Consider the following 24,996-nt stretch of genomic DNA (forward strand, 5'->3'; position numbering starts at 1 on the left):
CCGGCACGACGCGGCTCACGGGTGGGAATAGATGTCTTGCCGATTTGCGTTGCCATGTTGCCGGTAATTCACACGACGAAAGAAGAGCCCCATGCGGGCGAACAGGTTGTTTTTGTGGCGCGCGTTTTCAGGCGCGCGGCGCTCCTGCGGCGCGGCGCGACCGTCCTTGCCGGGATGCGACGCGGCGAGCTGCTGCGTCGGTGCAGCGCCGGCGTTCGCGGACCGGCGCGCGGGCGTGGGTGGGGGCGCCGTAGACGCGGACGTGCCGGATGCCGCATTGGCAACACGAACAGGCTGCGCCGCGAAGGCTTTGGCCTTGACCTCGCCGGACCAGGACGCGAACTGCCCGCCCGCTTCCGGATCCGTGCCCGCTGGCGATGCCGGCATGGTCGCGCCGCTCGTCGCCTTTACCTGTGACGAAGGCAGCGCTTGCGCCGGCTTGGCCGACGCGATTGCGGCTGGGACCGCGGTCGCACTGGCGTTTTTCGCCATCACAGCCGCCACAGCCGCGTTCGCCGACACACCGTTGCCGAGCGCCCGGCGTGCGCCGGCCATTGCTTCGGCGTACGCCTGCTGATCGTGGTTGAACCAGACGCTATACGCCACCGTGCCCAATACGCCGATCGCAAGCGCGCTGGCCGCGGCCACGCACATCGCGAGGCGTCCGAACCTCGGCGGCGGCGTGGCGGAATTTGACAGACCGCTCGTCTGGCCGCCGGCATGCTGGCCATCGAGCACCGATTTTGGCGAGTCTGTATCGTTGTACATCGCAATACGCTCCGGAATCCTTACGTTCGGCCGGCAGGCCGACTTTATTCAGACGATTTCAGGTGCATGCAAAGCCTCTCGAAGCACGCAACCTGCCCTTCGCACGACGACATCAACACGGCAATGCTGCGCTTTAAACGCAGTCTTTGCGAGGCAGTTTTGCGCGGAAGAAACATGTAAAACGTTCCACACCGCGCATAGCTACGCGCAATGTGCGCGAGAGACGCGCCGGGCGCCCTGACAAAACATGCAGGCGCGCGCGGCAGGGCTCCGCTCATGGCTGCGATCATGCGGCCACCACTTCACACACAGTGGAGGTGTCAACGCTTCGGGGATTGCATTTCAAACGCAAGTGCTGTTCCCGACGGTCTGCTTCGCAGTGGGGCCAGCCTTTGCGGAAAGCGTCTGCCTCAAGGCCTGCCGTACCGCCTCCAGCAGAAACTGCCGGTCACGCCGTACGCCCGCGCGGCATTCTGGGGCGGCAACGAAAAGCACTACTCGGATTTTCTGGTTTATTCGCCTACTGTAGAAGCCGCTGAACAAACCGCTGAAACAGCCTGAGCGCACGCGCCTCGCTTGCCTCGCTTTCCTTGTTCGTGGCGAGGGCGCTCACCCAACCCGGAGATTGTTAATGTCACGCACCATCATGTTTGCGAAAGCCGGTGGCCCTGAAGTGCTCGAATTCATCGAGACGCCGCTGGTCACGCCTGGTCCGCACGAAGTTCGCATCAAGGTCGAGGCCATCGGCCTGAATCGCGCCGAGTCGATGTGGCGCAGCGACGCCTATATCGAGCCCGTCCGGTTTCCCGCGGGACTCGGCTATGAAGCCGCGGGCGTCGTCGATGCGGTCGGCGCCGACGTCACCGGTATCGCGCCCGGCGACAAGGTCAACGTGATGCCGTCGTTCTCGATGAACCAGTACTTCACGTATGGCGAAGTGATCGTCGTGCCGGACAGTGCCGTCGTGAAGCATCCCGAGTCGCTCTCGTCCGCCGAGGCGGCATCGGTCTGGATGATGTTCGTGACAGCCTACGGCGCGCTGATCGAAGACGCGAAGGTGGGCCCGGGCGACTTCGTCATCGTGCCCGCCGCGTCGAGCAGCGTCGGCCTTGCCGCGATTCAGATCGCCAACTACGCCGGCGCGACGTCGATCGCGCTCACGCGCACTTCGGCGAAACGCGAGCGACTGCTCGAAGCCGGCGCCGCGCACGTGGTCGCGACCGGCGAAACCGATCTGGTGGCGGAAGTCATGCGCATCACGGACGGCAAAGGCGCACGCGTGGCGTTCGATCCGGTCGGCGGCCCGAGCTTCGCGAAGCTGCTCGCGGCGCTGTCGTTTCAGGGTATCGCCTACATCTATGGCGCGCTGAGCGAGGAAGCCACGACGTTGCCGTTGCTCGACATGATCGCCAAGGTGCTGACCGTGAAGGCCCATAACATCTGGCTGACAAGCGGCGACCCCGTACGGCAGAAGGCCGCGGTGGATTATGTGCTGAAAGGCTTCGCAAGCGGCGCGCTCAAGCCGGTGATCGACCGCACCTTCAGGTTCGACGACATGGTGGAGGCGCATCGCTATCTGGAAGAGAACGGCCAGTTCGGCAAGATCGTCGTGACGCTCTAGATCGGACTGGCGGATTCGAGCGCCGGGCTCGCCGCGCGTGCGGCGGGAGCGGTTTCGTCGGCGAGGCAGTTTTCCACGAACGCGGTGATCCCGAGCCGCCCTTGCATGCGCACCGAGCCCCGGCAGCAGTCTGTAGAGGGTCTCCTGCGACGCTCACGCTCATTGCACCGTGATCGTCTCCTTCATATTCGGATGAATGCCGCAGAACACCTTGTACACCCCCGGCTTGTCGAACTTGAACTGGTACGTGTCGTTCTGGTCGAGCGCGGCAGAGCGGAACATGCCCGAGTCGTTCACTACCGTGTGCGGCTCGCCATCGAGATTCTTCCAGGTCACCGTCGAACCGGCTTTGACCGTCATCTCCATCGGCATGAACATGAAATTCTTGATGGTGACTGTGTTGGGCGTCTCCGCGCGCGCCACGGACAACCCCGACGATGCCGCGAACAGTGCCCAACTCGCGGCTATTGCGAGCAAAACGCGGCGAATTTTTTTAGTTTGCATAACTGATCTCCTGCATTAGAAAAGAACTGGCGTTTAAACCAGCGTCGTGTCGTCGAGCGTGGCCTTGAGCGGATGCCGGGCAATCTTGATGCTGGTCACACCGAGCATTTTCGGAAGCTGGTCGCTGGGCACCGTCAACGGTCCGGGGCCGGTGCCGTTGCCGGCGGTCGGCTGCGGATAGGCGGTCGAGCGCGCCGTATGGAACGTGATGTTGCCCTCCACTTTTGAAACGATCTGATGGATGTGGCCGTTCAGAACGGTCACCGAGCCGAAGCGTTTCAGATAGCTCATCGCCTGGCCCGCATCGCCGGTGCCCCAGCCCCACGGCTCGTAGATCGTCCACATCGGCATGTGCGCGAACACGACGATCGGCGTGCTGGACGAGCGTCCTTTCAGATCGTTTTCGAGCCACTCGAGCTGTTCGTCGCCGAGGCCGCCCAGACCGTTCGGCTTGAAATGCATCACGTTGACGAGGCCGATGAAATGCACGCCCTGATGGTCGAAGCTGTAATAGCCCTTATTGTCCGAGGCCTTGCCGAAGCGGCTGAAGTATTCGGTTCCCGGGCCGTCCGTCACGTCGTGCTCGCCGGGCACGGTGTGCAACTCGGTGATATTCAGACCGGACATCAGCTGGGCGGCCAGATCGAACTCCGACGCCTTGGACAGATGCGTGATATCGCCGGTATGAATGGTCAGCGCGGGCTTGACCGGCATCGCGTTGACGTACTCGATGGTCTGTTTCAGCGTGCCCGCCACGTTGGGATTGGCTTCCTTGTTAAAGCCGATGTGCGAGTCGCTGATCTGCAGGAAAAGCGGCACACCGCCTTTTGCGACGGATGAATTCTGGTCGGCCGCGAGTGCCAGTTCCACCGGCGTGAGAACGCCGCCCGTCAGAACGAACACCGTGCCGAGACCTCCGAACGCAAGACACCTGAGTGCGCCGCGCCGCGACGCGTTGAATGAATCATGTGATGACATGTTGACCTCACGTTTAAGAGTCGCAGTCGAGCCGTGGATGATCCGGCGGCCCTCGCGAGTCGTTCGTCAGGCATGACCAGGTCGGCGTCGGTTTTATTCCAGCTTCGATCAATGAAGGGATGAAACGCCTTGCGGCGCTGACGGACGGATAGAGGGTCTTCCGACGCGGCGGGCGAACGCACGGCCCGCGTCGAGCATTTGCGCTGCCCAGCCAACCCATGCCTGTCAGGCATGCCAGCCAGCTTATAAAGTCTTTTTACTCCGCCCGGAAAGTCACTAAATTGCACTCAAGGCAACGATTCAGGGCAGATCGCAATGCGCTCAACCCGCTGCGGCCCGCTTCGCCCCATACCGCAAATACATACCCATCAGGAGTTTGAAATGAGCCAGCCCGTCATTCTGATCACCGGCGCACTCACCGGCATCGGCCGCGCCACCGCCGTCGCCTTCGCCGAAACCGGCGCCCGTCTCGTCGTCTCCGGTCGCCGCGAAGCCGAAGGCAAGGCACTCGAAAAAGAACTGCGCGAACTCGGCGCGGACGCCCACTTCATCCAGGCCGATGTACGCCGCGACGAGGAAGTCGCCAACCTCGTCGACCAGACGATCGCGCGCTTCGGCCGCCTCGACGCCGCCGTCAACAACGCCGGCACCGAAGGCCAACCCGGCGCGATCACCAGTCAAACCGTCGAGAGCTACAGCGCGACGTTCGACACCAATGTGCTCGGCACGCTGCTCAGCATGAAGCACGAATTGCGCGTGATGTCGGCGCAAAAGAGCGGCAGCGTGGTGAACGTTTCGTCGACGTACGGTCACGAAGGCGCGGCCTTCGCTTCCGTGTACGCCGGCAGCAAGCATGCGGTGGAAGGCATGACTAAGTCGGCGGCGCTCGAAGTGGCGTCCATCGGCGTGCGGGTCAACGCCGTCGCGCCAGGGCCGACCGATACCGGCATGCTCGACCGTTTCACCGGCACGCCGGAGAACAAAGCCGCGCTCGCCGCCAAGGTGCCGCTCGGCCGGGTCGGCCAGCCGGTCGAAGTGGCGCGCGCCATCGTGTTCCTGGCATCGGAAGCGGCCTCGTTCGTCACGGGGCAGATCGTGACCGTCGACGGCGGCAAGACGGCCGGCTGATCCTCGGCTGATCGCCGCCCGATCGCAGCGGCGCGCGCGGCCATGAGCGCGCGCCGCGAAGCATCATTCAAAGGACCAACAACATGACTACCGAAACATTGACGCTTTACCATTCCACTGCGTCGCCAAACTCGCGGCGCGTACGCATCTTTCTCGCGGAAAAAGGCGTGACGGTCACGCTCGCCGCGGTCGACCTCGGCACACGCGAACAGCACGGCGACGCCTATCGCGCAATCAATCCCCGGCGCGTGGTGCCGACGCTGGTGCTCGAAGACGGCACGTCGATCGGAGAGGTGCCCGCCATCCAGCGCTACATTGAAGACGCCTATCCCGACACACCGCTATTCGGCACCACGCCGAAAGACAAGGCGCTGATCACGATGTGGGAACGACGCGCGGAACAGGAGGGATTTGCCCCGGTGATGGAAGCGATCCGCAACACCGCGCCCGGTTTGAAGGGCCGCGCGATTGCCGGCCCGCGTGACTACGAGCAGATTGCGGCGCTCGCCGAGCGCAGCCGGCAACGGGCCGCTCATTTCCTGGCGGACCTCGACGATCGTCTGAAACAGTCCGCGTTCGTGGCGGGCGAGCGCTTCTCGGTTGCCGACATCACCGCGCTCGTGACGATCGACTTCGCCGCCAAAGCAATCGACATGCAAGTGCCGGCTGATCTGAAATCGCTCAGGCGCTGGTACGACACGGTGTCCTCGCGACCCAGCGCTACGGCGTGACCTGCCGCGGCATCTGAAGCGGCGTGAAAACAGCGGCCCACATCGCTGCAACACGATGCGGGCCACTGGACTACCCGGTACGGCCGCTTATTGGCCTTGCTGCGTCTGCGGCTTCAGTTTGAACTTGCCCTGATAGCGGATCGTCGGACGCTGCGACTGCGTGGTCGGCGCCGTCATCAGCAACTGGCGTGCGAGCGGTGTGGCCGCCGGGCTCAGCGAGCCGATACTCGTGACGCGCGACGGATCCGCGAGACCGCTGTTCACCAGCAGCTTCGCCTCGAGTTGCAGGCTGGTCAGCAGGACCGGATCCTTCAGCGCGTTACCCTGCGCGAGCAACTGGCTCCATGCGTTATTGCTGTAGTTGGTCACGTAGTAATCGAGACCGCTCGGATCGGCGAGCACCGCGGAGCAGCCGTTCAGACGCACCTGCGTTTGCGTGTCCTTCATCGCCAACGTCTTGCGCGAGGTGAGGCCGTCGCCGTATGCGAGTGTCAACGGAATGGTCCACTGGGTGCCCGGATACTGATTCTGATTCGGGAACGGCGACTGTTTCAGCGTGACCACCGTCTGGTTGGTCGTCAGATCGCACTGGGTGTCGAGCGTGATCAGCGGCACACCTGTTTGCCGCACGAAGCTGTCGCCGATTGCCACCATCGGCTGCCCACTCGCTTTCGACAGTTCGTCCCACAAACGCTTGGGCGTAACGTTGCCGAGGGAGTAGTCGGCGAGATACGACTGCAGGCCCTTGCGCATCACTTCTTCACCCAGGTAGTTCTCCAGCATCTTCAGCACGTGACCGCCTTTGTCGTACGTGAAGGCGCTCGCGCTCAGCACGAAGTCGTTCGACGCCCAGCCGTTGAAGTTCGGCTGCACCGGGAACGCCGTGGACTTCAGGTCGGCATTGATCACCGCGTACTTGTTCTTCACGTCGTCGACCCAGCTAAAGCGGTCCGGGAAGAAACGCACCTTGGTCTTGTTCTCGAAGAACGTCGCGAACGACTCGTTTAACCAGACGTCGTCCCACCAGTCGAGCGTGACGAGATCGCCGAACCATTGGTGCGCGGCTTCGTGCGTAAGCACCGTCACACCGTAGTCGGACATGGTCGTGCCCGGCGCCGGCAGAATGTCGTCGGCGAATTCAAGAATGGCGCCCCAGTTCTCCATGCCGCCGAAGTTCAGGTCCTTCTGCTCCTTGAACGCGTCGTTGGCCGCGATCGTGTCGAACTTGGTGAAGGGCAGCGGAATGCCCGTGTAGCGATAGTAATAATCGAGTGCCTGCTTGGTCTGCTGCATGGCCGGTTTGGCCCAGTCGCGCATGCCGGGCGGCGTGAAAATCCGCAGATGCAGACCTTTGCCGTCGGGCAGCGGGCTCGTGAAGTCGTCTTCGAGAATGTCGAACTGGCCGCCGCCGAAGAACAGCAGATACGACGGCATGGGCGGCGTTTTCTCGAACGACACCAGCTTGTAACCGCTATCCACGTTCACCGCCGGTTTCTCGGCGGCGTTCGAGACCACGTTCCAGTTTTGCGGGACCTCCGCGCTCACCTCGTAGGTGGGCCGGAAAGCCGGCTCGTCCCAGCCGGGGAACCATTGGCGCGCGAGGTTCGATTCGCCTTGCGTGAGGATCGCGCCGCTCGTCGTGCCGTCGGTCGACTTCAGGTCGACGCGGAACACGCCTTCAGCCGCCGAGCAACCCGGATAGGGATCGTCGCCGCAACTGCCGCCGGTCTTCGCGACCGGATCGTCATAGGTCTTGAAGTTGATGATCCCGCTCCACTCCATGTGCAGCGAATAGTTGCCGGCGGCGATCTGCCCGCTCGCGGGGCGCAGTTGATAGAAGTCGCCGTCGTCCTGGGGCGTGGCGATTAACGGAATGTTGCCCGGCTGAAGGGTGATGGTGCCGTTGGTGAACTTGACGCGGTGCCCGGCGATCGTGATCGCGTTGACGGCCTTCTGCACCTTGATCTGCACGTCGGCGCGGCCGTCGAACGAAGACAGCGCGGGGTTCGGCCGGAACCACAGCTTGTAGTTGAGCGGCGTCACCGTGTCCGGCAACTCGACGGGCGGCACCGTCTTGTTGATCGAGGTGTCGGCCACGACCGGTGCGGCGGGCGGGACCAGCGCCACTTCGGACGCGCCTGACGCGGCCTCGGGCGCCTGCCCGGATTTGCTCGTCAAGGCAGACGAGCCGTCGCTACCGCCGCATCCCGCCAGAATCGCAACTCCGGCTAATGCGAGGCACTGCATCTGCAATCGGAAATTTATACGCATAATTTAATCCTCGACTGACAATATCGGCAAAAGAAAGTGCGTTGAGTGCTTAAGCTGGATTTCTCTTTTTTCAGCGGCAAAGGTCTCCCGCACCAGCACCGAATTGCTAGCGAGAATATAAAGACGTGTTGGCGCCTCAGCACTTGTGGCTGATTTTATAATTGCGACACACGTTTATTACAATGCTTTCATTTCGACAGACCGGGGTATTTTCCCGGGCTGTTATTCGATCGTCCGGCTGATCGGCAAAGCGGCGGCTTACCTGCGTCTCCGGGCAGGTGGATTAAACCGGATCAGTTTTTTGACGACAGTGCGTAGCCTAGTTTGGCAAACGTTCCCGTGTCAACTTCCTTTCACAAACTTTCTTTCATTCGCGCGATGCGTATGCAAATCGAATGGCATCGGTAATGAAGCCGAGTTAATCCTCTAAGAATTGCAATATCGCGCATGACTACGGGAAACTTTATTTTTCTTTGCGAGAGAGTGTGCTATAGCGCGAGGGCTTAAGCGAATAACCTCGAATGAGGTTTTAATTTGAACTAGCTGGAGAGTTCACCAGGAATTAGCGCGAATAAATACGCAAACAATCGGCTAGCCATTCACCGCTGCCACGATTCGTGCGCACATCGCCTTGTCGGGTAACGGGCCCGAACCGGCTCGAACGTTGTCCGCCATATATTGCGGACGCCCCGTGCCGGGAATCACGACCGTCACCGCCGGCTGCGCGAGCACGAACTTCAGAAGAATCTGCGCCCAGCTCGTGCAGCCGATTTCCCCTGCCCACCCAGGCAGCGGCGTTTTGCCGACGCGTGCCAGCAGGCCGCCGCCACCGAAAGGCTGATTGATCACGACGCCAATGCCCAAGTCCGCCGCGAGCGGCAAGATGCGCGCTTCGGCGGCGCGGTCGTCCGCGGCGTAGTTGATCTGCACGAAGTCGGGTTTCTCGCTGCGCATGACGGACGCGACGTCGTCGAATGCGCTTGACGTGTAGTGCGTGATGCCGATGTAACGAATCCGGCCGCGCGCTTTCCAGTCGCGCAGCGTGGCGATTTGCGTGCGCCAGTCGAGCAGATTGTGAACCTGCATCAGATCGATGCGCGGCTGCTGAAAGCGGCGCAGCGATTCCTCCATCTGCGCGATGCCCGCCTCGCGTCCCTCGGTCCAGACCTTGGTGGCGACGAAGGCTTTGTTGTGCGCATCCAGTTGCGTGAGCAGCGCGCCGGCCACTGCTTCCGACGAGCCGTACATCGGCGATGAATCGATCACCGAGCCACCCGCTGCGAACAGAATACGCAGCACGTCGGCGAGTTGCGCGCGGCCGGCGGGATCGGTGCCGACATCGAAGGTGCGCCAGGTGCCGCAGCCGACCACGGACAAGCGTTCACCCGTGGCGGGAATCACGCGTTGCGACATGCGTGGGAGCGATGTGGCGGCGGATTCGGTTTGTGACTGAGGCGTTGGCGAGCCAGGTGTTGGCGATGACCTTTGGGTTGGCATTTGGGTTGGCGTTTGAGCCGCCGCCATGCGCGGCAATGCGAGCGACGCCGACAGGCCGATCGCTGTATGACGAGCCGTGCGCAGAAAACGGCGTCTGCCCGCATTCCCAACAGCGTTTTTCGACAAAAGTGCCATGACGTACCCCCGATTCGCGCGCAGTACAGTGACTTCGTACGATACGGCAAATCGGCACAGCACGTCGATGCGACTCAAAGCGCCCTGCCTCGACGATCGCAGGTCACACGCCACTAGTGGATAAAGTGCCCGCAAATCGGCACGCTCGCCAGCCGCGCGATCACCGACGACTGTTGTCCGCCACCCGCCACCGCAAACTCGTCCGCCGCCATGGCGGAGCCCGCCGCAGCACCGATCGCGATGACCGCGATCGCAATCCGGCGCAGCCGCCCGATGCGGCCGACGAGCGAGCCCGACTCGCTGCGCCAGCTGGCCAGCAAGGTCATCGTGAGTGCAACTATCGCGCAGCACATGACTCCTCCTCAGGCGTTCGCCGTGGCGCGCTCCTGGCGCGCGGGAAACGGATCGCGCCATGCGCCGATCGCGTTCAGTTGATCGTGCCAGCGCACCACTTCAGGAAACTCTTCAAGCGGCATCGCCGCGCCTTTCGCGTACGGCAGCGAGATGCCGACCGAGAAATCCGCGACCGTCAGGTCATCGCCAAGCAACCACTTGCGTCCCTTCAGGTGCTGGTTGAGCACGGCGGCATGCTTGCGGAAAAACCCCTGCGCTTCGGCGACTTTCGAAGGATCGGGCTCGCCGAGTCCGACCCACGGCTTGATCAGATACTCGAAGTACAGCGCACCGGCATGCCTTAGCAGATGCTGGCTATTCCAGCTGAACCAGCGCACGACGTCGATCTGCTGCTGCGCGCCCCGCGGCCAGAGCGAAGATTCCGCGCGCTGCGCAAGATGGCACAGGATCGCGTCGGCCTCCCAGATGATCTTGTCGCCATCGACGAGACAAGGCACCTTGCCGTTCGGATTGATTGCCAGATAGTCCGCTCGGGTATGTTCGCCCTTGCGCAGATCGACAAAGGCGTAGTCGATTGGCAACCCTAAGTATTGCGCCAATGCGCAGGTTTTTCTGGGAGACAGCGTTTCAGCATAGTAAAGCTTCATGGTCGACCTCAGTGTGCGTTGACTTCGGTGGAATATGCTTCATTTGGCCTGGTTTTCCAGCCCGGCAAGCAGTGCGTCCAGCTTCTCGAATGCCCCGGTCCAACCGGTTTGATGACCGTCGCGAGCGGCCTCGTCGAAGAACTGCGCATGATGGAAATGCAGTTCGGTGCCCTCTTCGATCGGACGAAACCGGATCGTCACGAGCGACCGGCGCTCGGGCAGCGTGACCCACTCCCATGTGAAGACGAGCTTGCGGTCGGTCTCGACTTCCTGGTATTCGCCACGGCAGTCGTGCGTTTCGCCGTCCAGCGTCTGAAACACCACGCGAAAGCGACCGCCCACGCGCGGATCGGCTTCGGCGCTCAGCACCGGCCCGGCGTCCGGTCCCCACCAGCGCGCCATCAGTTCCGGCCGCGTCCATGCTGCGTAGACTCTTGCAGGCGGCGCCTTGATGCGCCGAATGATGGTCAGGCTGGGCTTTTCGTTCATTCGTCGTTCCTCTCGACAAAATCGGCGAGCCGGTCGAGACTCGCGGACCAGAAGCGTTCGTAGCGTCGCAGCCACGCCATCGCCTCTTCCATTGGGCCGGCAACCAGTTCGACCGAGACGGTCCGGCCATTCTTTGTGCGCGCCACCAGACCCGCGTCGCTCAGCACGTCGAGATGCTTCATGACGGCGGGCAGTTTGAGCGGCAACGGCCGCGCGATTTCCGTGACGGACAAGCCCGGCTCGCGCTCGAGGCGCGCGAGGATGGCCCGCCGCGTAGGGTCCACGAGGGCGGAAAACGTGCGATCGAGTTGACTGACTGGAGACTTTGCCATATGGTGAACTATAGGCCGTGAACTTCGCGAGTCAAGGTTTTTTGCGGCCGACTCCGTGAACCCGTAGGCCCGTTGATACTGTCCGTCCTCGACGCGCCACGGCTATCATTCCAACGATTCGCAATCACGGATTCGCTCAGCGTCGAGAGGACAGCACCGTATGGACCTCCTTCAAGGCATGGCAGTGTTCAAGCGCGTCGTGGACGCGTCCAGTTTCTCGAAAGCGGCGGATTCACTGGAGATGCCGCGCGCTTCCGTGTCGACGCTCGTGCAGAATCTGGAGAGTCATCTCGGCGTGCGTCTGCTCAACCGCACGACACGCCGCGTGCAGGTGACCGACGACGGCGCGCTTTACTACGAATACTGCGCCCGCATTCTCGCCGAGGTCTCCGACGCCGAGTCGGCGCTATCCAGCAAACGTCAAAGTCCGCGCGGCACGGTGCGAGTCGACACGTCCGCCACGTTCGCGCATCACGTGCTGATTCCCGTGATGCGCGATTTCAACGCGCGCTATCCTGACATCACGGTGAAGCTGGGACTGGCCGACCGCAACGTGGATCTCGTGCAGGAAGGCGTCGATTGCGTGATCCGCATTGGCGTGCTCGACGATTCGAACCTGGTGGCGCGCTCGCTCGGCAGCGTGCGCATGACGATCTGCGCCGCGCCTGCCTATCTGGAGCAGATGGGCGAGCCCGCCACGCCCGACGATCTCGACAGGCACCACGCGGTGAATTATTTTTCCGCGCGCACAGGGCGCGTCTATCCGATGGAGTTCGAAGCGGACGGCGTGCTGATCAAACGACCGATCGAGGGCAAACTCGCAGTCAACGAAGGCCTGGTCTATGTTGCGTCCGCGGTGGAAGGCCTGGGCCTGATCCAGACGCCGCGCTTCATGGCGGCGAAGGCAATCGAATCCGGCGCGCTGCGTGAGATTTTGCGCGACTGCCATTGCGCGCCATTGCCGCTCTCGATTCTTTATCCGCACCGTCGTTTGAGCATGTCCGTGCGGGTGTTCAGCGAGTGGGTGCACGAACTGGTGCAGCAGAATCCGGACTTCTGCGACTAGCACATTTGAAAAACAGCCACAGCCGTTAGATCAAACCGCGACGCTGCAAGTCGTCCGACAATGCGTCGACGCTGACGAACCTGTGCCCTTGCAGTCCCGCATGGATCGCGCCATTCACGTTGGCGGCCGTGTCGTCGACGAAAAGCGTTTGGGCCGCGGGCACGCCGAGTTGTTCAAGACAACGCAGGTAGGTTTGCGCCGCCGGCTTCGCGGCACCAAAAGCCGCCGACGAGTAAACGTGCGGTCCGAACAGCCGCGCGACAGACGGATTCAGATAAGGCATGTGGTCGGTCAACAGGCGGCAATTGTTGGTCAGCACCGCGATGCGATGCCGCTCGGCGACCTGGGCGGCCAGCGCGAGCGCTTCCTGGTTCGGCGTGATCGACGCGTGACGGGCGGCCAGCCAGTCGTCGCGGCTGACGGGGTAGTTCAGCAGCATGCCCAACTCGCGCAGATACTCGTCATCGCTGATTTCGCCGGCGTCCGCGCGTGCTTCGAGACCCGAACCCCAGATAGAGTGACGCACGGTGTCCGCCGTGCAGCCCGCGGTCGACGCCAGATGCTCGACTCGCGCGGCGCGGTCGTAGTGGGACAAAACACCTTCCATGTCGAACAGAACCAGCGTGATGGATGCGGTCATGCTGTCGGCCTCGCGTCGAAAGCTTTCAGAAATGAAGCAACCGCGCGACGCGATGGCGCCGAACGGTTGCCGGTTTCTATTGTGCCTCGACAAAACCATGACTGCCGGCAACGGCATCGGCATTGGCCGGCGTCACGGTTTTTTTCGCGGAGGTCAGCGAAGCAGCAACTCAGTAAGATCCGCTTTCGTAAAACATCGTCATGCGCCGCTGCCGCCCACCGTCTTGACGCTTTTCCATTGGCCCTGCTCAACCTGGAACAGCGTGTACGGCGGCTTGATCAGATCGCCGTAAGGATCGAACGTGATATTGCCGGTTACTCCGGTGACGGTCACCTTGGCAAGGCTATCGACGATCTTCGCGCGATCGAGCGAGTCGGCGGCGTGAATCGCTTTCAGCATGGCAAGGGCCGCGTCATAGGAAAACGGCGCGTACAGTTCGACATCCTGATTGAAACGCGCCTTGTAGCGCTTGCCGAACGCCTGCGCGGCCGGCAGCTTGTCGAGCGCCGGGCCGGGTTCGAGATCCTGCGTTCCGTTGCCCGCCGTGCCGGCGATCTGCAGGAATGCATTGCTCTTCAGCGCGCCGGCGCCGAACAGCTGTGCGGACATGCCGAGCGATCGCATCTGCTTGACCAGCATCGCGCCCTGCTCGTCCAGGCCGCCGAAGAAAATCAGGTCGACGTTCTTGCTCTTGAGCGTGGTCAGAATGGCGCGAAAATCGATCGCCTTGTCGTTGGTGAATTCCCGATCGACGATATTGCCGTTCGCTTCCTTGACGCCTTTCTCGAACGCATCGGCCAGGCCTTGCCCGAAAGCGGTGCGGTCGTCGATGATGGCAATGCGCTTCGCCTTCATCTGCTCCACCACGAAATGCCCCGCCACGACACCGCCGATACCGTCGTGGCCCATCGTCCGAAACACGTTCTTGAAGCCTTGCTTAGTCAATTGCGGATTGGTCGAGCCCGGCGTGATCATCGCCACATTCGCCTGGTGATACACCGTCGAGGCCGGAATGCTGCAGCCCGAGTTGTAATGGCCGATCACGCCGACCACGCCGTCGTCGACCAGTTTCTGCGCGACCTGAATCGCCACGCGCGGGTCGGCCTGATCGTCCTGCACGTCGAGCACGAACTTGACCGGCTTGCCGCCAATCGTTGGGTTCTTCACGTTCTCTTCATCGAGCGCCAACTGCGCGCCGTACTGCAAGTCCTTGCCGACCCGCGCAACGGGCCCCGTCAACGGTCCGACGAAACCGATCTTGACGATCTGGGGGTCGGCGGCCCACGAGAACGGCATATACGTGGCGAGTGCACAGACAGTGGCACTCAATAGCCAATAGCGGCGATTCATGATGCGCTCCTTGCGAGATGTGACGTCGCGCGTGTGTGTGCAGGTGGGCCGATCCGATGCGCGACGCGTCGAAACCGCTCTGCGATGCTGGTGGTAAAACCTCGAAAAAAATCTGCCAACCCGCCTCTGCTGCAATCAAAAGCGCGTAGCCGCGTAGGGCGCGAGATCGAGCGGCGGCGCACGCTGTGCGATCAGATCGGCGACGATGCGCCCGCTCACGCCTGCCAGCGTCAAACCCAGATGCTGATGACCGAATGCGTAAATGACGTGCGCGCTTGCGCGTGAGCGCGCGAGCACCGGCACGCCGTCGGGCAGCGTGGGACGAAAGCCAAGCCAGTTGCTGTCCGGTGTATCGAGCGCGGGCAACGCCCGCTTCGACGAGAACGTCAGCAGAGCGAGCGGTTGCGCGTGTCGCCAAAACCGGCAAGTTCGACCGTACCCGCCACGCGCAAGCCGTCGCTCATCGGCGTCATGTAGAAACCGCGCTCCGCCCAGCCGACCGGCCGCGACACCAGGTGTTGCGCGCCGCGAAAGCGCACGTGATAGCCACGTTCGGTATCTAGCGGAACCGGGTCGCCGCACTGGCCGGCGAACTGCGCCGAGCGTGCGCCGGTCGCGACCACCACGTGATCGAACCGCCGCGTCACGCCGCTAACCGTCAAGCTCGCGTGGTCCGCACCGGGTTGCACCGCGTCGACGGTCGAGCGTTCGAGCTTCAGTCCCTGTGCGGCCAGTTGTTCGTAAAGCGTCTGCAGAAAGCCTTGTGGATTGGAAAAGTGCCAGCTATTGCTGAACATCACGCCGCGTTCGAAGATCGGCGCCAGCGCCGGTTCGAGTGCGCGTATGGCGGCGCCGTCGAGCACCTCGAAAGCGACGCCCAGCTTTTGCCGCAGATCGAGCGCGGGACGCGCGGCATCGAACGAAGCCGCATCCGAATACAGGTAGAGACACTCGCGCGGCCGGACAAAACGTGCCAGCTCCGCGTTGGCGAGCAGCGGCGCGTAGCCTTCCCGCGCGCAATCGAGCAGCGCGGCGAGCGCCCCGGCGCTCGCTTCATAACGCCGCGGCAGCGAGCTCATCATGAAGCGCACGAGCCACGGCGCGAGATGCGGCAGATACCCCCAACGCAATCTGAATGGGCTTTGATTCGACAGCAGAAAGCGCGGCAAATCGCGGAACACGGATGGGTTGTTGACCGGGATGCACGCATAGTGCGCGAAGGTGCCGGCATTGCCGAACGACGCGCCCTGCCCCACGCCTGCCGGGTCGAATAGCGTGACCCGATGGCCGTCGCGCATCAGCGCCGCGGCGCTCGCGAGGCCGATGAACCCCGCTCCGATAATGGCAATTTCCGGCATCATTTGCGCCCTTCGCCGACGCCCATGCGCGCGCCTTCGGTGAACGAGCCGGCGCCGGTTTTCCGCCTGGTGCCGGGTGGGGAACACTGGGGAAAGCTCATCGGAGAACTCCTGCTGACGGATTGCCGGACGAAGTCCGGCGACGGTTCCTGCATCGCGCCACCAGACAAACGATGACATCTAGAATCACACAATATTTTTTTGTGTGCAATTAAAACGCACATTGTGTGGCCCTGGCACTTTCCCTGGATCGCCGTGGGTGCGCTCTTTGCCGGCGCACCGCGGCCGGGTGAGCTGGCACCTGAAGGCTTGCAGTCGCGCAGGTCTGGTATAGAATCGGCAAACCTCCGCACAATTGCGGACAAAGCTGGTTTTGTATGGAGACACCTGATCTTATGGCTTCTGACAAAGACGCCGCCCGCTCCGCCTCTGGCGCGCCGGAGCAGGCGAAGCGCTCCACCTATATCGAAGTGTCCAGTTCGATCGAGAGCGAGATTCGCAGCGGCATCTATCCGCCCGGCAGCCGCCTGCCGCCGCAACGGCAACTGGCCACCGAACTGGGCATTAATGTGTCCACGGTGTCGCGCGCGTACAAGGAATTGCAGTCGCGCGGGCTGGTGATCGGCAGTAAACGGCGCGGCTCGCTCGTGACCGGCGGCGCGATGCCGAGCGTGGCGCCAGCGCAAGCCACCAGCAACGCCGCGATCGATCTGACCGTCAACCGTCCGGCCACGGGCGAGTTCCTGAACTGCCTCGCTCGCACGCTGGCCGATTTGCCACGCGATCCGCGCTATCCGCAGTTGCAGGAGTACCAGCCGCCGCAGGGGCCCGCGTGGGCGCGCGTGGCCGGCGCGCGCTGGATGGCCGCGCCCGGCTTTGCCCCATCGGCCGATCACGTGGTGGTCACGAGCGGCGCGCAGCACGGCTTATATGCGGTGCTGAACAGCCTGATCGGCACCGACGGCGTGATCCTCGCCGATCAGCTCACCTACTATGGCCTCAAAGCGCTCGCGCCGGTGTTCCAGTTCGAGATCGTCGGCATTCCTAGCGATCGCGACGGGCTGCTGACCGACGAAGTCGAACGCGCTTGCCGGCGCATGCCGGTGAAGGCGGTTTTCACCGTGCCGAACCTGCAAAACCCGACTGTTACGACCATGAGTCTGGAACGTCGCATGGCGCTCGTCGATATCGCGCGCCGGCACGGCGTGGCGATCATCGAGGACGACGTATATGGCCCACTGGTCTCGCAGCGCCTGCCGACGATTGCGAGCCTGTGTCCGGAACTCACCTTCCACCTCGCGGCCACCTCGAAGATCCTCGCGCCCGGTCTGCGGCTCGGCTATCTGCTGAGTCCGCCGGACAGCGCCGCGCTATGCGCGGAAGCCGTGCGCACGACGGCATGGATGCCCGCGCCGATGTCGATGCTGATCGCCTCCATCTGGATCGAGGACGGCACCGCGCGTCACATCATGGACGCGCAGCTCGCCGAGATTCGCGCGCGCCAGGACCTCGCGCGCGAGCTGTTGCCGCAGGAGTTGCTGCAGACCGATCCGGCATGCATGTTCGTATGGCTGAAGTTGCCGCCGCCGTGGCGCGCCGACGACTTCGCGGCGAATGCGAAGGCGCGCGGCGTCGTGGTGATGCCGTCGTCGGCGTTCGCCGTGGACCGCTCGGAGATCGAGCATGGAGTGCGGATCAACCTCGCCTGTGCGACCAGCCGCGATCAGCTCGTGAGCGCGCTACGGCTGTTGAGCGGCACGCTCAAGGATCGTCCGCGCGCGCTGTTCGGCACGATATGACGCGCCGCCCGACTGGCCGCTGCGCATGATCAAAAAAACTTCTCCGCCAAAGGAATAAAGCCGCGACACCGTGCGTTCAATAAGCGCAATGACCATCGGTCATGACAGAGAGGTGCGGCCATGAAATCTGTGCTTAAAGCATTGGGCGTCGTCGTGGGCGGCGCGGCATTGGTGAGTCTTGTCGCGTCGTGCGGCGGTTCCGATTCGGTCAACAGCCAATCGTTTACGTCGACGACACTGGTCTCGGACGGCGCCGTCGCGGCGGCGCATACGGACCCGAATCTGAAGAACGCATGGGGCGTTGCCTTCAATCCAAAAGGTTTCGTCTGGGTGGCCGACAACGCCACCTCGCTCGCCACGCTTTATGACGGCAACGGCACGCCACAATCGCTTGTGGTCAGCATTCCGAACGGAGTGAACGGATCGGCGAATCCGACCGGCATCGTGTTCAACGGCACGACGGACTTCGTCGTGACTCAGGGCGGCAAATCCGGCGTGGGCGCATTTATCTTTGCCGGCGAAGGGGGCACGATTACCGCGTGGGCGCCGACGGTCGCGCCGACCACCGCCTTCGTCGTATTCGACAGCGGCAGCGCCGGCGCGGTCTACAAGGGCCTCGCGCTGGCCAGCAACGGCGGCGCCAACTTCCTCTACGCCGCCGACTTTCACAACAACAGAATCGACGTCTTCGACAAGAGCTTCGCGAAGGTATCGACGCCCGGCAAGTTCCAGGACGCGTCGCTTCCGGCGGGCTTCGCGCCGTTCGGCATTCAGGCGCTCGGCGCAAAGCTCTTCGTGACCTACGCGAAGCAGGACGCGGAGGCCCACGACAACGTCGACGGCGCCGGCCTCGGCTTCGTGGATGTCTACGATACGGCGGGTAATCTGCTGCAGCGTTTCGCCTCAGGCGGCGTGCTGAATGCGCCGTGGGGCATCACGCAGGCGCCGGCCAATTTTGGACGCTTCAGTGGCGACGTGCTGATCGGAAATTTCGGTGACGGCACGATCAACGCCTTCGATCCGGCGAGCGGCCAGTCTCTCGGCGCCATCAACTTGCCCGACAACACGCCGTTCGTGCAGCACGGCCTGTGGGGTATCGCGTTCGGCAATGGGCTCAGCAATCAGCCGATCAACACACTGTTTTTCGCCGCCGGCCCGAATGAAGAAACGAACGGCGTCTACGGACGTATCGATGTGAAAATGTGACGGGCGAACGCGCGGCGCGGGCGCGCTCCGCCACGCGCAGGTGACTGGCGCGGCGGCCGCTTCACGCCGCGCAGCGCATGCGCGCCGCGAGCCGCTGCACGTTCAGCAGCCTCACGATCCGCTTGAGCGCGTGACGCACGCGGCCACGCAAATGCGCCGCACGCATGGTGCGCCAGAAACGGTCCGGCGCGAAGTCGTCGAAACGCGCTTCCTTTTCGAGCAGCGCCTTGCCGCCGGGCAAATGGACGAACGAACAGCAACGGAACCAGCGCAAATCCCGATAGTTGTTGCCGGCCCAATGGCGCCCCACAGCCTGATACGCCCCGACTTCGATCAGCACTTGCCCTTCGTCGCTGAGCGCATTGAGCGCGGCCGAGATGAACGCTTCGTCGCCGTGATGCCTTAAACGCTCGCTTTCGCTGAGATAGCGTGCGTAACTGGCTCGCGCGCGAGGCACCAGCCGGCGCAACGCAACAGGTGTGGCGATCAGAAATTCGCCGCCGTACCAGCGCGGATTCATCAAGCGCCGGTCCGCGACGATCTCCAGATCCGCGACCACCCGCTCGCTGCCATAAGCCGGAAACACCTGATCCGAAATATCGAAGACACCGAGACCGGCTTGCGCGCATCGTTCGATCAGATCGCGGTCCAGCGGCAGGAGCGCCACCATGTCGGCGTCGAGCAGCAACATCATCGTGTCGGCGGGCAAGCTCTCCGCCACCTGGTCCATCAGGTCGAGTTTGAAATGCGCCGCGTAGAACGGCGTATTCTTCGGCAACTCGATGGTCGCGGTGAGCCGCGTCACGAGCGGGCGATGCTCCGCCGGTATGCTTTCGAGCCGGCGCGCGACCAGCTCCGGCGCGTTGGTCATGATCGTCAAGGTCGGCAGACCCACGCGCCGCAAGCTGTTGTTCAGGCAGACCGCCTGACTGACATACGAGAGCGGATCGCGATTCGTCGAGTTGGGACCCGGCTTCGCATCGACATCGACATAAACGAGAGTGCACGGAAAAAGATTCACGTTGCTCCTAAGCACGCGTGAGCGACGGACCGCCTTTTGAGCGATGCGTCACTGTCGAAGGTTGATCCACATGTTCTTGCCTCGGGCGCGGAAACAGCCGCAAGGTGCGCGACATTTGAAATCGCGAATCGTGCCATCGTGGCGTCACATTCGAGCCGGGCACGCTGATCTGCGGCGATGGAGTCGGATGAACCGGGGCGCAGGCATCAGGGTTGGTCTATCGTTTCACGTCCTTGCATCGCCTTTCCGCCAAAACGCAGAGAGACATGACGTGGTGCTGCCGCAGGTTGGTTGGGGGCGATTGCATTGCGAAATAATTGCGGATGCGTCAGTGAGCGTCGCGAATAACTTACTCGTTGCGTTTCGTCATGTGCTTACGATTTGCAGACACGTCGCTTGCGTACGCGTGTTCGCAACTTTGCGACAGACGGCAGCGCTATTCCGCCGCGTCCGGCTCGGCTCCGTAGCGCACGGTCCGGGGCAGCCGTGCGACCGTCAAATCATATGTGCCGGCGTGGCGACGGCGGCCGCGTTTCGACTAGCTGCGCGGCTGCCGCAGCGGCCGGAAGAAGCGGCGAATTTCCGCCGCGAGCAGATCAGGCTTTTCCATGGCCGCGAAATGGCCGCCAGCCGGCATGTCGCTCCATTGCACGACGTTGAACGTTCTTTCGAGCCAACTGCGCGGCGGGTGATTGATCTCCTTCGGAAAGTGCGCGAAACCGACCGGCGGCGCGACGCGTTGCCCTTCGGCGAAACGCATCGGCTGCAGGCGGTTTTCCCAGTACATCTGAATCGCCGGGCCGATACACTGCGTGTACCAGTAGAGCGAGATGTTGGTCAGCAGATCGTCTTTCGAAAACACACGCTCCACTTCGCCGTCGCAATCGCTCCATGCGCGAAACTTCTCGCCGATCCATGCGGCCAGTCCCACCGGTGAATCGTTGAGCGACGCAGCGAGCGTTAGCGGCCTGGTGCTGTGCATGTGCGCATAGCCGCCTTCCTGCGCGGCCCACTCGTTTTTCTCCCACAGGAAATTTTCTTCGGCCGGCGTAAGCGGTTTTTGCGCCGCGCCGAGGGCCGGCTCATAGGAGCTCGGCAGGAAGTTGAGATGAATGCCCCCGACGGCTTGCGGATGGCGCGCGGCGAGCGCGATCGACACGCCCGCGCCAAGATCGCCGCCCTGCGCGCCGAAACGCTCATAGCCGAGGCCTTGCATCAGCGAGGCCCACACATCGGCCACCTGAAACGCGGACGTGCCGGCTTGCGCGGGCGCCTGCGAAAACGCGAAACCAGGCAGCGACGGCACGACGACATCGAAGGCGTCGGCAGGATCGCCGCCGGACGCGGCCGGGTCGCATAAGCGGTCGAGCAGCGCATGAAACTCGAAGAACGAGCCGGGCCAGCCATGAGTGATCACCAGCGGATACGGCGCCGGCCCTACGCCGCGCCGATGGACGAAATGCACGCGCTGCCCTTGCACATCGGCGAGAAATTGCGGCTGCTGATTCAAGCCGCGCTCGGCCGCGCGCCAATCGAAACGCTCGGCCCAATACTCGGCCAGTTCGCGCAGCCATGTGGCATCGGCGCCCTGCTGCCAGGCCGGCGACGGCGTGGCGGGCGCCCAACGTGTCGCGCGAATACGCCGGCGAAGCTCGTCGATCTCGTGATCGGCGATTGCAATCTGAAACGCTTGTATCTGCATGGCAACTCGTCCGGGACGGTGTATGGGTCGACGTGCGCAACCGGTTCAAACAGCGGAGCCACGCCCCGTTCAGGCAGCGAGCCAGCACGAAGCAATCTGCATGGTACACAATGGCGCATTTTTCCGTTTTGCACTCTGGAGACTGCCATGCTTCAAGCGCTCGCCGTCCTGCTCACATTTCAGTGCCTCGGCGAAGGTGTGTCGTACGTGTTCCATTTGCCGGTGCCGGGTCCGGTGATCGGCATGCTGCTGTTGTTCGGCTTCATCATGCTGCGCCCGCAAACCGCCGATGCGATCGAGCCGACCGCGCTCGAACTGCTGCGCCATCTGTCCTTGCTGTTCGTTCCAGCGGGCGTCGGCATCATGGTGTCCGCGAGCCGGATTCGCGGCGACGCTGTCGCGGTGATCGTCTCCATTGCGGTCAGCACGACGCTCGCGATTGCGGTGGCCGCACTCGTCACACGGGCGTTGATGCGCCGCCAGCATCACGAGCCCTCCGCGCCGGAGTCCGCATCATGACCGCCCTTCCGAAGCTCGGTGCCATCTGGGTGTATCTCGCCGCGAGTCCCTTGCTCGGGCTGACGATCACGCTGATCGTCTACCTCATCGCCCAGAGAATCTACGCGAAGGCGCGCTTCAATCCGCTTGCCAATCCCGTGCTGATCGCGGTAGCGCTGCTGGTGGTGTTGCTCGAAATCACCGGCACGCCGTACGCGACATATTTTGAAGGCGCGCAATTCGTTCACTTTCTGCTGGGCCCTGCAACCGTGGCGCTCGCGCTGCCGCTCTACCGGCAATGGCCGAAGCTGCGCCGCTCCGCGTTGCCGCTGATCGGCGGCCTCGTCGCGGGATCGTTGACGGCCATCGTTGCGTCAGTTGGCGTGGCGGCGCTGTTCGGCGCGTCGCATCAAACGCTCGCCTCGCTCGCACCCAAATCCGCGACCACGCCGATCGCGATGGCGGTCGCTTCCGAGATCGGCGGCATTCCCTCCCTGACCGCCGTCCTCGTCATTTCGACCGGCGTATTCGGTGCCGTGTTCGCACGCGCGATTCTCAACGCGCTGCGCATTGCCGAACCCGAGGTGCGCGGTTTCGCGCTGGGGATCGCATCGCACGGCATCGGCACGGCGCGCGCTTTTCAGGTGAGCGAGGAAATGGGCGCGTTCGCCGGTCTCGGCATGGGCCTGAACGGCGTGTTCACCGCGTTCGTCGTGCCGGTGTTGATGCCGCTCGCGGCACGCTGGCTGACGGGCTGAGCGACGTCATCGCAGCAACAGAAAGGCCCGATGGCCGGATAATGAGGCTTCCCTTCCCTTACCCACCCAAAGGAGTTTGCTGCGATGTCTGCCTATGAATCCAAAGTGCCGCGGGTACTGTTGACGAACGACGACGGTATCGACGCGCCCGGCCTCGCCGTACTCGAAGCCGTGGCCGCCGAGCTCGCGCACGAAGTCTGGGTGGTCGCGCCCGAGCACGATCAGAGCGGCACGTCGCATTCGATCAGCCTGCATTCGCCGCTGCGCGTGAGCCGCCAGGGCGAGCGGCGTTTCGGCGTGGCCGGCACACCCGGCGATTGCGTCGTGATGGGCGTGCGTCATCTGATGCGCGACACGCCGCCCACGCTGATTCTTTCCGGCATCAATCGCGGCGGCAACCTCGGTGTCGAAACGATGTTTTCAGGCACCGTCGGCGCCGCCATGACGGGACTGTTGCTCGGTTTGCCGTCGTTCGCGCTGAGCCAGACTTTCAGCAATCGCGACAACGTGCGCTGGGACACCGCGCGTGCGCTCGCGCCCGGTGTGATCCGCCAATTGCTTGCAATCGAGCACGCGGCGCCCACCTGCCTGAACATCAACTTTCCCGACGTCGACGCGGCGCATGCCGGTCCGCTCACGCCGACTCGCCAGGGTGTTGGACTGGTGGAAGATATCGACGTGTTGCCGCAAGTCGATCCGCGCGGCATGGCTTATCACTGGTTGCGCTTTCAACGCGGCGCGCGCGCGAACGATCCGGACAGCGAAACGGCCGTGGTGGCGTCGGGGCGCGTGTCGGTCACACCGCTCGCTTTCGATCGCACCGACGAGCCCACCTTCGCACGGCTCACGGCTTCGCTGAGTTGATCCTGCGGCTCGCCTCCCGCCAATCGCCGGTTTGCGCAGCGTCAGGGACGCGGCGCAGCGGTGAGACCCGGCGCCCCGCCCGGCCCCGCGGGGTCGGGATTGCCGAACGCGGGAAGGCTGCCGTTTTCCCGGGCGCGGGCGATTTCCGCGCGCACCTGCGAGCGCGTTTTCGGGCCGTCGTCCGTTTTCGCCGCCGTGCCGGCTGACGGCATAGCCTGCACCAACGGCGGCGACGGCAAGGTGGCTTGCGTGGCCAGGCCGGCTTGCGGCTCCGTCGGCGCGGTTGAAACCACGGGCGGTTTCTGCGGCACTTGCTGGACTAGCGGCGTCACGACACCCGGCGCGCTGCTCGCGCTCTGCATCGCTTTCGGGCCGGCCTGGACCGGTGAAGGCTGCCTCGCCATGGCCGGTTCGCCGTTGACCGGCGTTCTCGCGTCCGGCGCGCTGTGGCTGTCGACGCGGGCGACCAGGCTGTCCAACGCGGCCTGGTTCTTCGCATAACTCGTCTCGGGGTTCGTCTGTTCCCGGGCCGCAACGCGGCTTTCACGCGACCGGCCATGTTTCGCTGATGAAGAAAACATCCGCACGGGCTTCGCAGCACGTTGCGGCGTCTTCTCGGCTCGCGGCGCGTTCCCGACACGCTGCTCGTTATCCGCGCGCGCCTGCACTTCCTTTCGCAACGCGCGCACCTGATCGTCGTCCTGATGCGCGGAACGCGCTGCATCCAGTTGCGCCTGCGCGGCGGCAAGATCGTTGCGTTGCAGACTATTGCGCGCCGCCTGCAGGCTGCCAGCCGGAGCACCGCTCGAATCGTTGCGAGCGGTGATCGGTCCGGATATGACCGCGCCGCTGATCGTGTCGCCGCGCGTGCGGTAAGCCGGCGTCTCACCTCGTGCGGAACCGAATTCGTCCGTCGACTGCCAGGGTTTGCCGGCCTGCGACACATAGGCAGCGATTGCAACAGCGCTGACGACAAGACCTGCGAGAACGATCTTCCTGGGTTCGCTATACATGCGCCTGCCCTTTCAGTCGTGTTGAATGCGTGTCCGGGGCTGCACGGAAATGCCCGGATTCATCAGAGGGTTGCGACGAACGAGTCCATTCGACGCCGCTACGATGACCGCGAGTTTGCGGCCCCGGCTTTAGCCGCGGGTTCGGCCGATCAAGTCACGTACGGAGGCGCACGCGACCTGGATGCGCTCATTTTCTATTTATATCCGTGAGGCGTCGAATCGTCCGATTGCGCATGGTCCGTTGGCCGAAAAAGCCAGCTTCGGCG

The 24,996-nt window shown here is 63.3% G+C and carries 23 protein-coding genes and 1 pseudogene; 9 read left to right on the forward strand and 15 right to left on the reverse strand.

Features of this window, described 5'->3' with window-relative positions; genetic code table 11:
* Positions 1 to 15: 15 nt before the first annotated feature.
* Complete coding sequence (locus tag B0G80_RS31075) at positions 16 to 768, reverse strand: hypothetical protein (RefSeq protein WP_116121746.1); 753 nt, start codon at positions 766 to 768, stop codon at positions 16 to 18.
* A gap of 631 nt (positions 769 to 1,399) precedes the next feature.
* On the opposite strand from B0G80_RS31075, the gene B0G80_RS31085 reads away from it, so the two are divergent.
* Positions 1,400 to 2,389 carry a zinc-dependent alcohol dehydrogenase family protein gene (locus B0G80_RS31085; RefSeq protein WP_116121747.1) on the forward strand — a complete coding sequence of 330 codons (990 nt, stop codon included), beginning with the start codon at positions 1,400 to 1,402 and terminating at the stop codon, positions 2,387 to 2,389.
* A gap of 159 nt (positions 2,390 to 2,548) precedes the next feature.
* Here B0G80_RS31085 and B0G80_RS31090 read toward each other — a convergent pair whose 3' ends face one another.
* Together B0G80_RS31090 and B0G80_RS31095 are read right to left on the reverse strand one after the other, a co-directional pair.
* Positions 2,549 to 2,893 (reverse strand): cupredoxin family copper-binding protein, encoded by a 345-nt coding sequence (locus B0G80_RS31090; RefSeq protein ID WP_116121748.1) that lies wholly within the window; start codon positions 2,891 to 2,893, stop codon positions 2,549 to 2,551.
* A gap of 33 nt (positions 2,894 to 2,926) precedes the next feature.
* Complete coding sequence (locus B0G80_RS31095) at positions 2,927 to 3,871, reverse strand: metallophosphoesterase (RefSeq protein WP_116121749.1); 945 nt, start codon at positions 3,869 to 3,871, stop codon at positions 2,927 to 2,929.
* Between the two features lie 381 nt (positions 3,872 to 4,252).
* On the opposite strand from B0G80_RS31095, the gene B0G80_RS31100 reads away from it, so the two are divergent.
* Positions 4,253 to 4,999, forward strand: coding sequence for an SDR family NAD(P)-dependent oxidoreductase (locus B0G80_RS31100; protein ID WP_116121750.1), 747 nt, complete (start codon positions 4,253 to 4,255; stop codon positions 4,997 to 4,999).
* Between the two features lie 83 nt (positions 5,000 to 5,082).
* Entirely contained in the window at positions 5,083 to 5,730 is a 648-nt protein-coding gene (locus B0G80_RS31105; RefSeq protein WP_116121751.1) for a glutathione S-transferase family protein, read from the forward strand.
* A gap of 87 nt (positions 5,731 to 5,817) precedes the next feature.
* Here the strand turns inward: B0G80_RS31105 and B0G80_RS31110 are convergent, their stop codons facing one another.
* The 6 genes from B0G80_RS31110 to B0G80_RS31135 form a co-directional block, all read right to left on the reverse strand.
* Positions 5,818 to 8,001, reverse strand: coding sequence for a M1 family metallopeptidase (locus B0G80_RS31110; protein ID WP_116121752.1), 2,184 nt, complete (start codon positions 7,999 to 8,001; stop codon positions 5,818 to 5,820).
* Between the two features lie 591 nt (positions 8,002 to 8,592).
* Complete coding sequence (locus tag B0G80_RS31115; protein WP_116121753.1) at positions 8,593 to 9,633, reverse strand: aldo/keto reductase; 1,041 nt, start codon at positions 9,631 to 9,633, stop codon at positions 8,593 to 8,595.
* 113 nt (positions 9,634 to 9,746) lie between these two features.
* The gene (locus B0G80_RS31120; RefSeq protein WP_147309946.1) at positions 9,747 to 9,986 is read right to left on the reverse strand and encodes a hypothetical protein; all 240 of its coding nucleotides are present in this window, start codon (positions 9,984 to 9,986) and stop codon (positions 9,747 to 9,749) included.
* 9 nt (positions 9,987 to 9,995) lie between these two features.
* Positions 9,996 to 10,634 (reverse strand): glutathione S-transferase family protein, encoded by a 639-nt coding sequence (locus B0G80_RS31125; RefSeq protein WP_116121755.1) that lies wholly within the window; start codon positions 10,632 to 10,634, stop codon positions 9,996 to 9,998.
* A 39-nt stretch (positions 10,635 to 10,673) separates the two neighbouring features.
* A complete protein-coding gene (locus B0G80_RS31130; protein ID WP_106278145.1) occupies positions 10,674 to 11,123 on the reverse strand; it encodes an SRPBCC domain-containing protein in 450 nt (149 codons plus the stop codon).
* Positions 11,120 to 11,455, reverse strand: coding sequence for a helix-turn-helix transcriptional regulator (locus B0G80_RS31135; protein WP_116121756.1), 336 nt, complete (start codon positions 11,453 to 11,455; stop codon positions 11,120 to 11,122). The genes B0G80_RS31130 and B0G80_RS31135 overlap by 4 nt, the downstream gene beginning before the upstream one ends.
* A gap of 160 nt (positions 11,456 to 11,615) precedes the next feature.
* Here B0G80_RS31135 and B0G80_RS31140 point away from each other — a divergent pair, with 160 nt between their 5' ends.
* A complete protein-coding gene (locus tag B0G80_RS31140; RefSeq protein WP_116121757.1) occupies positions 11,616 to 12,521 on the forward strand; it encodes a LysR family transcriptional regulator in 906 nt (301 codons plus the stop codon).
* Between the two features lie 25 nt (positions 12,522 to 12,546).
* On the opposite strand, the gene B0G80_RS31145 is transcribed toward B0G80_RS31140, so the two are convergent.
* From B0G80_RS31145 to B0G80_RS31155, 3 genes and pseudogenes are all read right to left on the reverse strand, one after another.
* Positions 12,547 to 13,161 carry an HAD family phosphatase gene (locus tag B0G80_RS31145; RefSeq protein ID WP_116123787.1) on the reverse strand — a complete coding sequence of 205 codons (615 nt, stop codon included), beginning with the start codon at positions 13,159 to 13,161 and terminating at the stop codon, positions 12,547 to 12,549.
* Between the two features lie 198 nt (positions 13,162 to 13,359).
* A complete protein-coding gene (locus B0G80_RS31150) occupies positions 13,360 to 14,511 on the reverse strand; it encodes a branched-chain amino acid ABC transporter substrate-binding protein (RefSeq protein ID WP_116121758.1) in 1,152 nt (383 codons plus the stop codon).
* 135 nt (positions 14,512 to 14,646) lie between these two features.
* Positions 14,647 to 15,869: pseudogene (locus tag B0G80_RS31155) on the reverse strand (NAD(P)/FAD-dependent oxidoreductase).
* Positions 15,870 to 16,264: 395 nt separating this feature from the next.
* Between B0G80_RS31155 and B0G80_RS31160 the strand changes: the two are divergent.
* Positions 16,265 to 17,668 (forward strand): PLP-dependent aminotransferase family protein, encoded by a 1,404-nt coding sequence (locus B0G80_RS31160; protein WP_116121759.1) that lies wholly within the window; start codon positions 16,265 to 16,267, stop codon positions 17,666 to 17,668.
* Between the two features lie 120 nt (positions 17,669 to 17,788).
* Positions 17,789 to 18,874 (forward strand): TIGR03118 family protein, encoded by a 1,086-nt coding sequence (locus B0G80_RS31165; RefSeq protein ID WP_116121760.1) that lies wholly within the window; start codon positions 17,789 to 17,791, stop codon positions 18,872 to 18,874.
* 61 nt (positions 18,875 to 18,935) lie between these two features.
* On the opposite strand, the gene B0G80_RS31170 is transcribed toward B0G80_RS31165, so the two are convergent.
* Together B0G80_RS31170 and B0G80_RS31175 are read right to left on the reverse strand one after the other, a co-directional pair.
* Positions 18,936 to 19,895, reverse strand: coding sequence for a hypothetical protein (locus tag B0G80_RS31170; protein ID WP_116121761.1), 960 nt, complete (start codon positions 19,893 to 19,895; stop codon positions 18,936 to 18,938).
* Positions 19,896 to 20,433: 538 nt separating this feature from the next.
* Positions 20,434 to 21,597 carry an epoxide hydrolase family protein gene (locus B0G80_RS31175; protein WP_116121762.1) on the reverse strand — a complete coding sequence of 388 codons (1,164 nt, stop codon included), beginning with the start codon at positions 21,595 to 21,597 and terminating at the stop codon, positions 20,434 to 20,436.
* Between the two features lie 147 nt (positions 21,598 to 21,744).
* Here B0G80_RS31175 and B0G80_RS31180 point away from each other — a divergent pair, with 147 nt between their 5' ends.
* The 3 genes from B0G80_RS31180 to surE all read left to right on the forward strand — a co-directional run bounded on the left by B0G80_RS31180 (position 21,745) and on the right by surE (position 23,717).
* The gene (locus tag B0G80_RS31180; RefSeq protein ID WP_116121763.1) at positions 21,745 to 22,116 is read left to right on the forward strand and encodes a CidA/LrgA family protein; all 372 of its coding nucleotides are present in this window, start codon (positions 21,745 to 21,747) and stop codon (positions 22,114 to 22,116) included.
* On the forward strand, positions 22,113 to 22,853 hold the full coding sequence (locus B0G80_RS31185; RefSeq protein WP_116121764.1) for an LrgB family protein: 741 nt from the start codon (positions 22,113 to 22,115) through the stop codon (positions 22,851 to 22,853). Before B0G80_RS31180 ends, B0G80_RS31185 begins: the two co-directional genes overlap by 4 nt.
* Positions 22,854 to 22,937: 84 nt before the next feature.
* The gene (gene surE, locus B0G80_RS31190) at positions 22,938 to 23,717 is read left to right on the forward strand and encodes a 5'/3'-nucleotidase SurE (RefSeq protein WP_116121765.1); all 780 of its coding nucleotides are present in this window, start codon (positions 22,938 to 22,940) and stop codon (positions 23,715 to 23,717) included.
* Positions 23,718 to 23,758: 41 nt separating this feature from the next.
* Here surE and B0G80_RS31195 read toward each other — a convergent pair whose 3' ends face one another.
* Positions 23,759 to 24,730 carry a DUF4148 domain-containing protein gene (locus B0G80_RS31195; protein ID WP_116121766.1) on the reverse strand — a complete coding sequence of 324 codons (972 nt, stop codon included), beginning with the start codon at positions 24,728 to 24,730 and terminating at the stop codon, positions 23,759 to 23,761.
* Positions 24,731 to 24,996: the final 266 nt, after the last annotated feature.

Source organism: Paraburkholderia sp. BL6669N2 (assembly GCF_003387275.1).
Classification (GTDB): domain Bacteria; phylum Pseudomonadota; class Gammaproteobacteria; order Burkholderiales; family Burkholderiaceae; genus Paraburkholderia.

Coding starts and splice junctions, on each gene's coding strand:
- B0G80_RS31150 (WP_116121758.1), bottom strand. CDS start 14,511: ATGAATCGCCGCTATTGGCTATTGAGTGCCACTGTCTGTGCACTCGCC.
- B0G80_RS31165 (WP_116121760.1), top strand. CDS start 17,789: ATGAAATCTGTGCTTAAAGCATTGGGCGTCGTCGTGGGCGGCGCGGCA.
- B0G80_RS31100 (WP_116121750.1), top strand. CDS start 4,253: ATGAGCCAGCCCGTCATTCTGATCACCGGCGCACTCACCGGCATCGGC.
- surE (WP_116121765.1), top strand. CDS start 22,938: ATGTCTGCCTATGAATCCAAAGTGCCGCGGGTACTGTTGACGAACGAC.
- B0G80_RS31110 (WP_116121752.1), bottom strand. CDS start 8,001: ATGCGTATAAATTTCCGATTGCAGATGCAGTGCCTCGCATTAGCCGGA.
- B0G80_RS31195 (WP_116121766.1), bottom strand. CDS start 24,730: ATGTATAGCGAACCCAGGAAGATCGTTCTCGCAGGTCTTGTCGTCAGC.
- B0G80_RS31175 (WP_116121762.1), bottom strand. CDS start 21,597: ATGCAGATACAAGCGTTTCAGATTGCAATCGCCGATCACGAGATCGAC.
- B0G80_RS31095 (WP_116121749.1), bottom strand. CDS start 3,871: ATGTCATCACATGATTCATTCAACGCGTCGCGGCGCGGCGCACTCAGG.
- B0G80_RS31160 (WP_116121759.1), top strand. CDS start 16,265: ATGGCTTCTGACAAAGACGCCGCCCGCTCCGCCTCTGGCGCGCCGGAG.
- B0G80_RS31075 (WP_116121746.1), bottom strand. CDS start 768: ATGTACAACGATACAGACTCGCCAAAATCGGTGCTCGATGGCCAGCAT.
- B0G80_RS31185 (WP_116121764.1), top strand. CDS start 22,113: ATGACCGCCCTTCCGAAGCTCGGTGCCATCTGGGTGTATCTCGCCGCG.
- B0G80_RS31135 (WP_116121756.1), bottom strand. CDS start 11,455: ATGGCAAAGTCTCCAGTCAGTCAACTCGATCGCACGTTTTCCGCCCTC.
- B0G80_RS31090 (WP_116121748.1), bottom strand. CDS start 2,893: ATGCAAACTAAAAAAATTCGCCGCGTTTTGCTCGCAATAGCCGCGAGT.
- B0G80_RS31125 (WP_116121755.1), bottom strand. CDS start 10,634: ATGAAGCTTTACTATGCTGAAACGCTGTCTCCCAGAAAAACCTGCGCA.
- B0G80_RS31085 (WP_116121747.1), top strand. CDS start 1,400: ATGTCACGCACCATCATGTTTGCGAAAGCCGGTGGCCCTGAAGTGCTC.
- B0G80_RS31120 (WP_147309946.1), bottom strand. CDS start 9,986: ATGTGCTGCGCGATAGTTGCACTCACGATGACCTTGCTGGCCAGCTGG.
- B0G80_RS31130 (WP_106278145.1), bottom strand. CDS start 11,123: ATGAACGAAAAGCCCAGCCTGACCATCATTCGGCGCATCAAGGCGCCG.
- B0G80_RS31105 (WP_116121751.1), top strand. CDS start 5,083: ATGACTACCGAAACATTGACGCTTTACCATTCCACTGCGTCGCCAAAC.
- B0G80_RS31180 (WP_116121763.1), top strand. CDS start 21,745: ATGCTTCAAGCGCTCGCCGTCCTGCTCACATTTCAGTGCCTCGGCGAA.
- B0G80_RS31145 (WP_116123787.1), bottom strand. CDS start 13,161: ATGACCGCATCCATCACGCTGGTTCTGTTCGACATGGAAGGTGTTTTG.
- B0G80_RS31115 (WP_116121753.1), bottom strand. CDS start 9,633: ATGGCACTTTTGTCGAAAAACGCTGTTGGGAATGCGGGCAGACGCCGT.
- B0G80_RS31140 (WP_116121757.1), top strand. CDS start 11,616: ATGGACCTCCTTCAAGGCATGGCAGTGTTCAAGCGCGTCGTGGACGCG.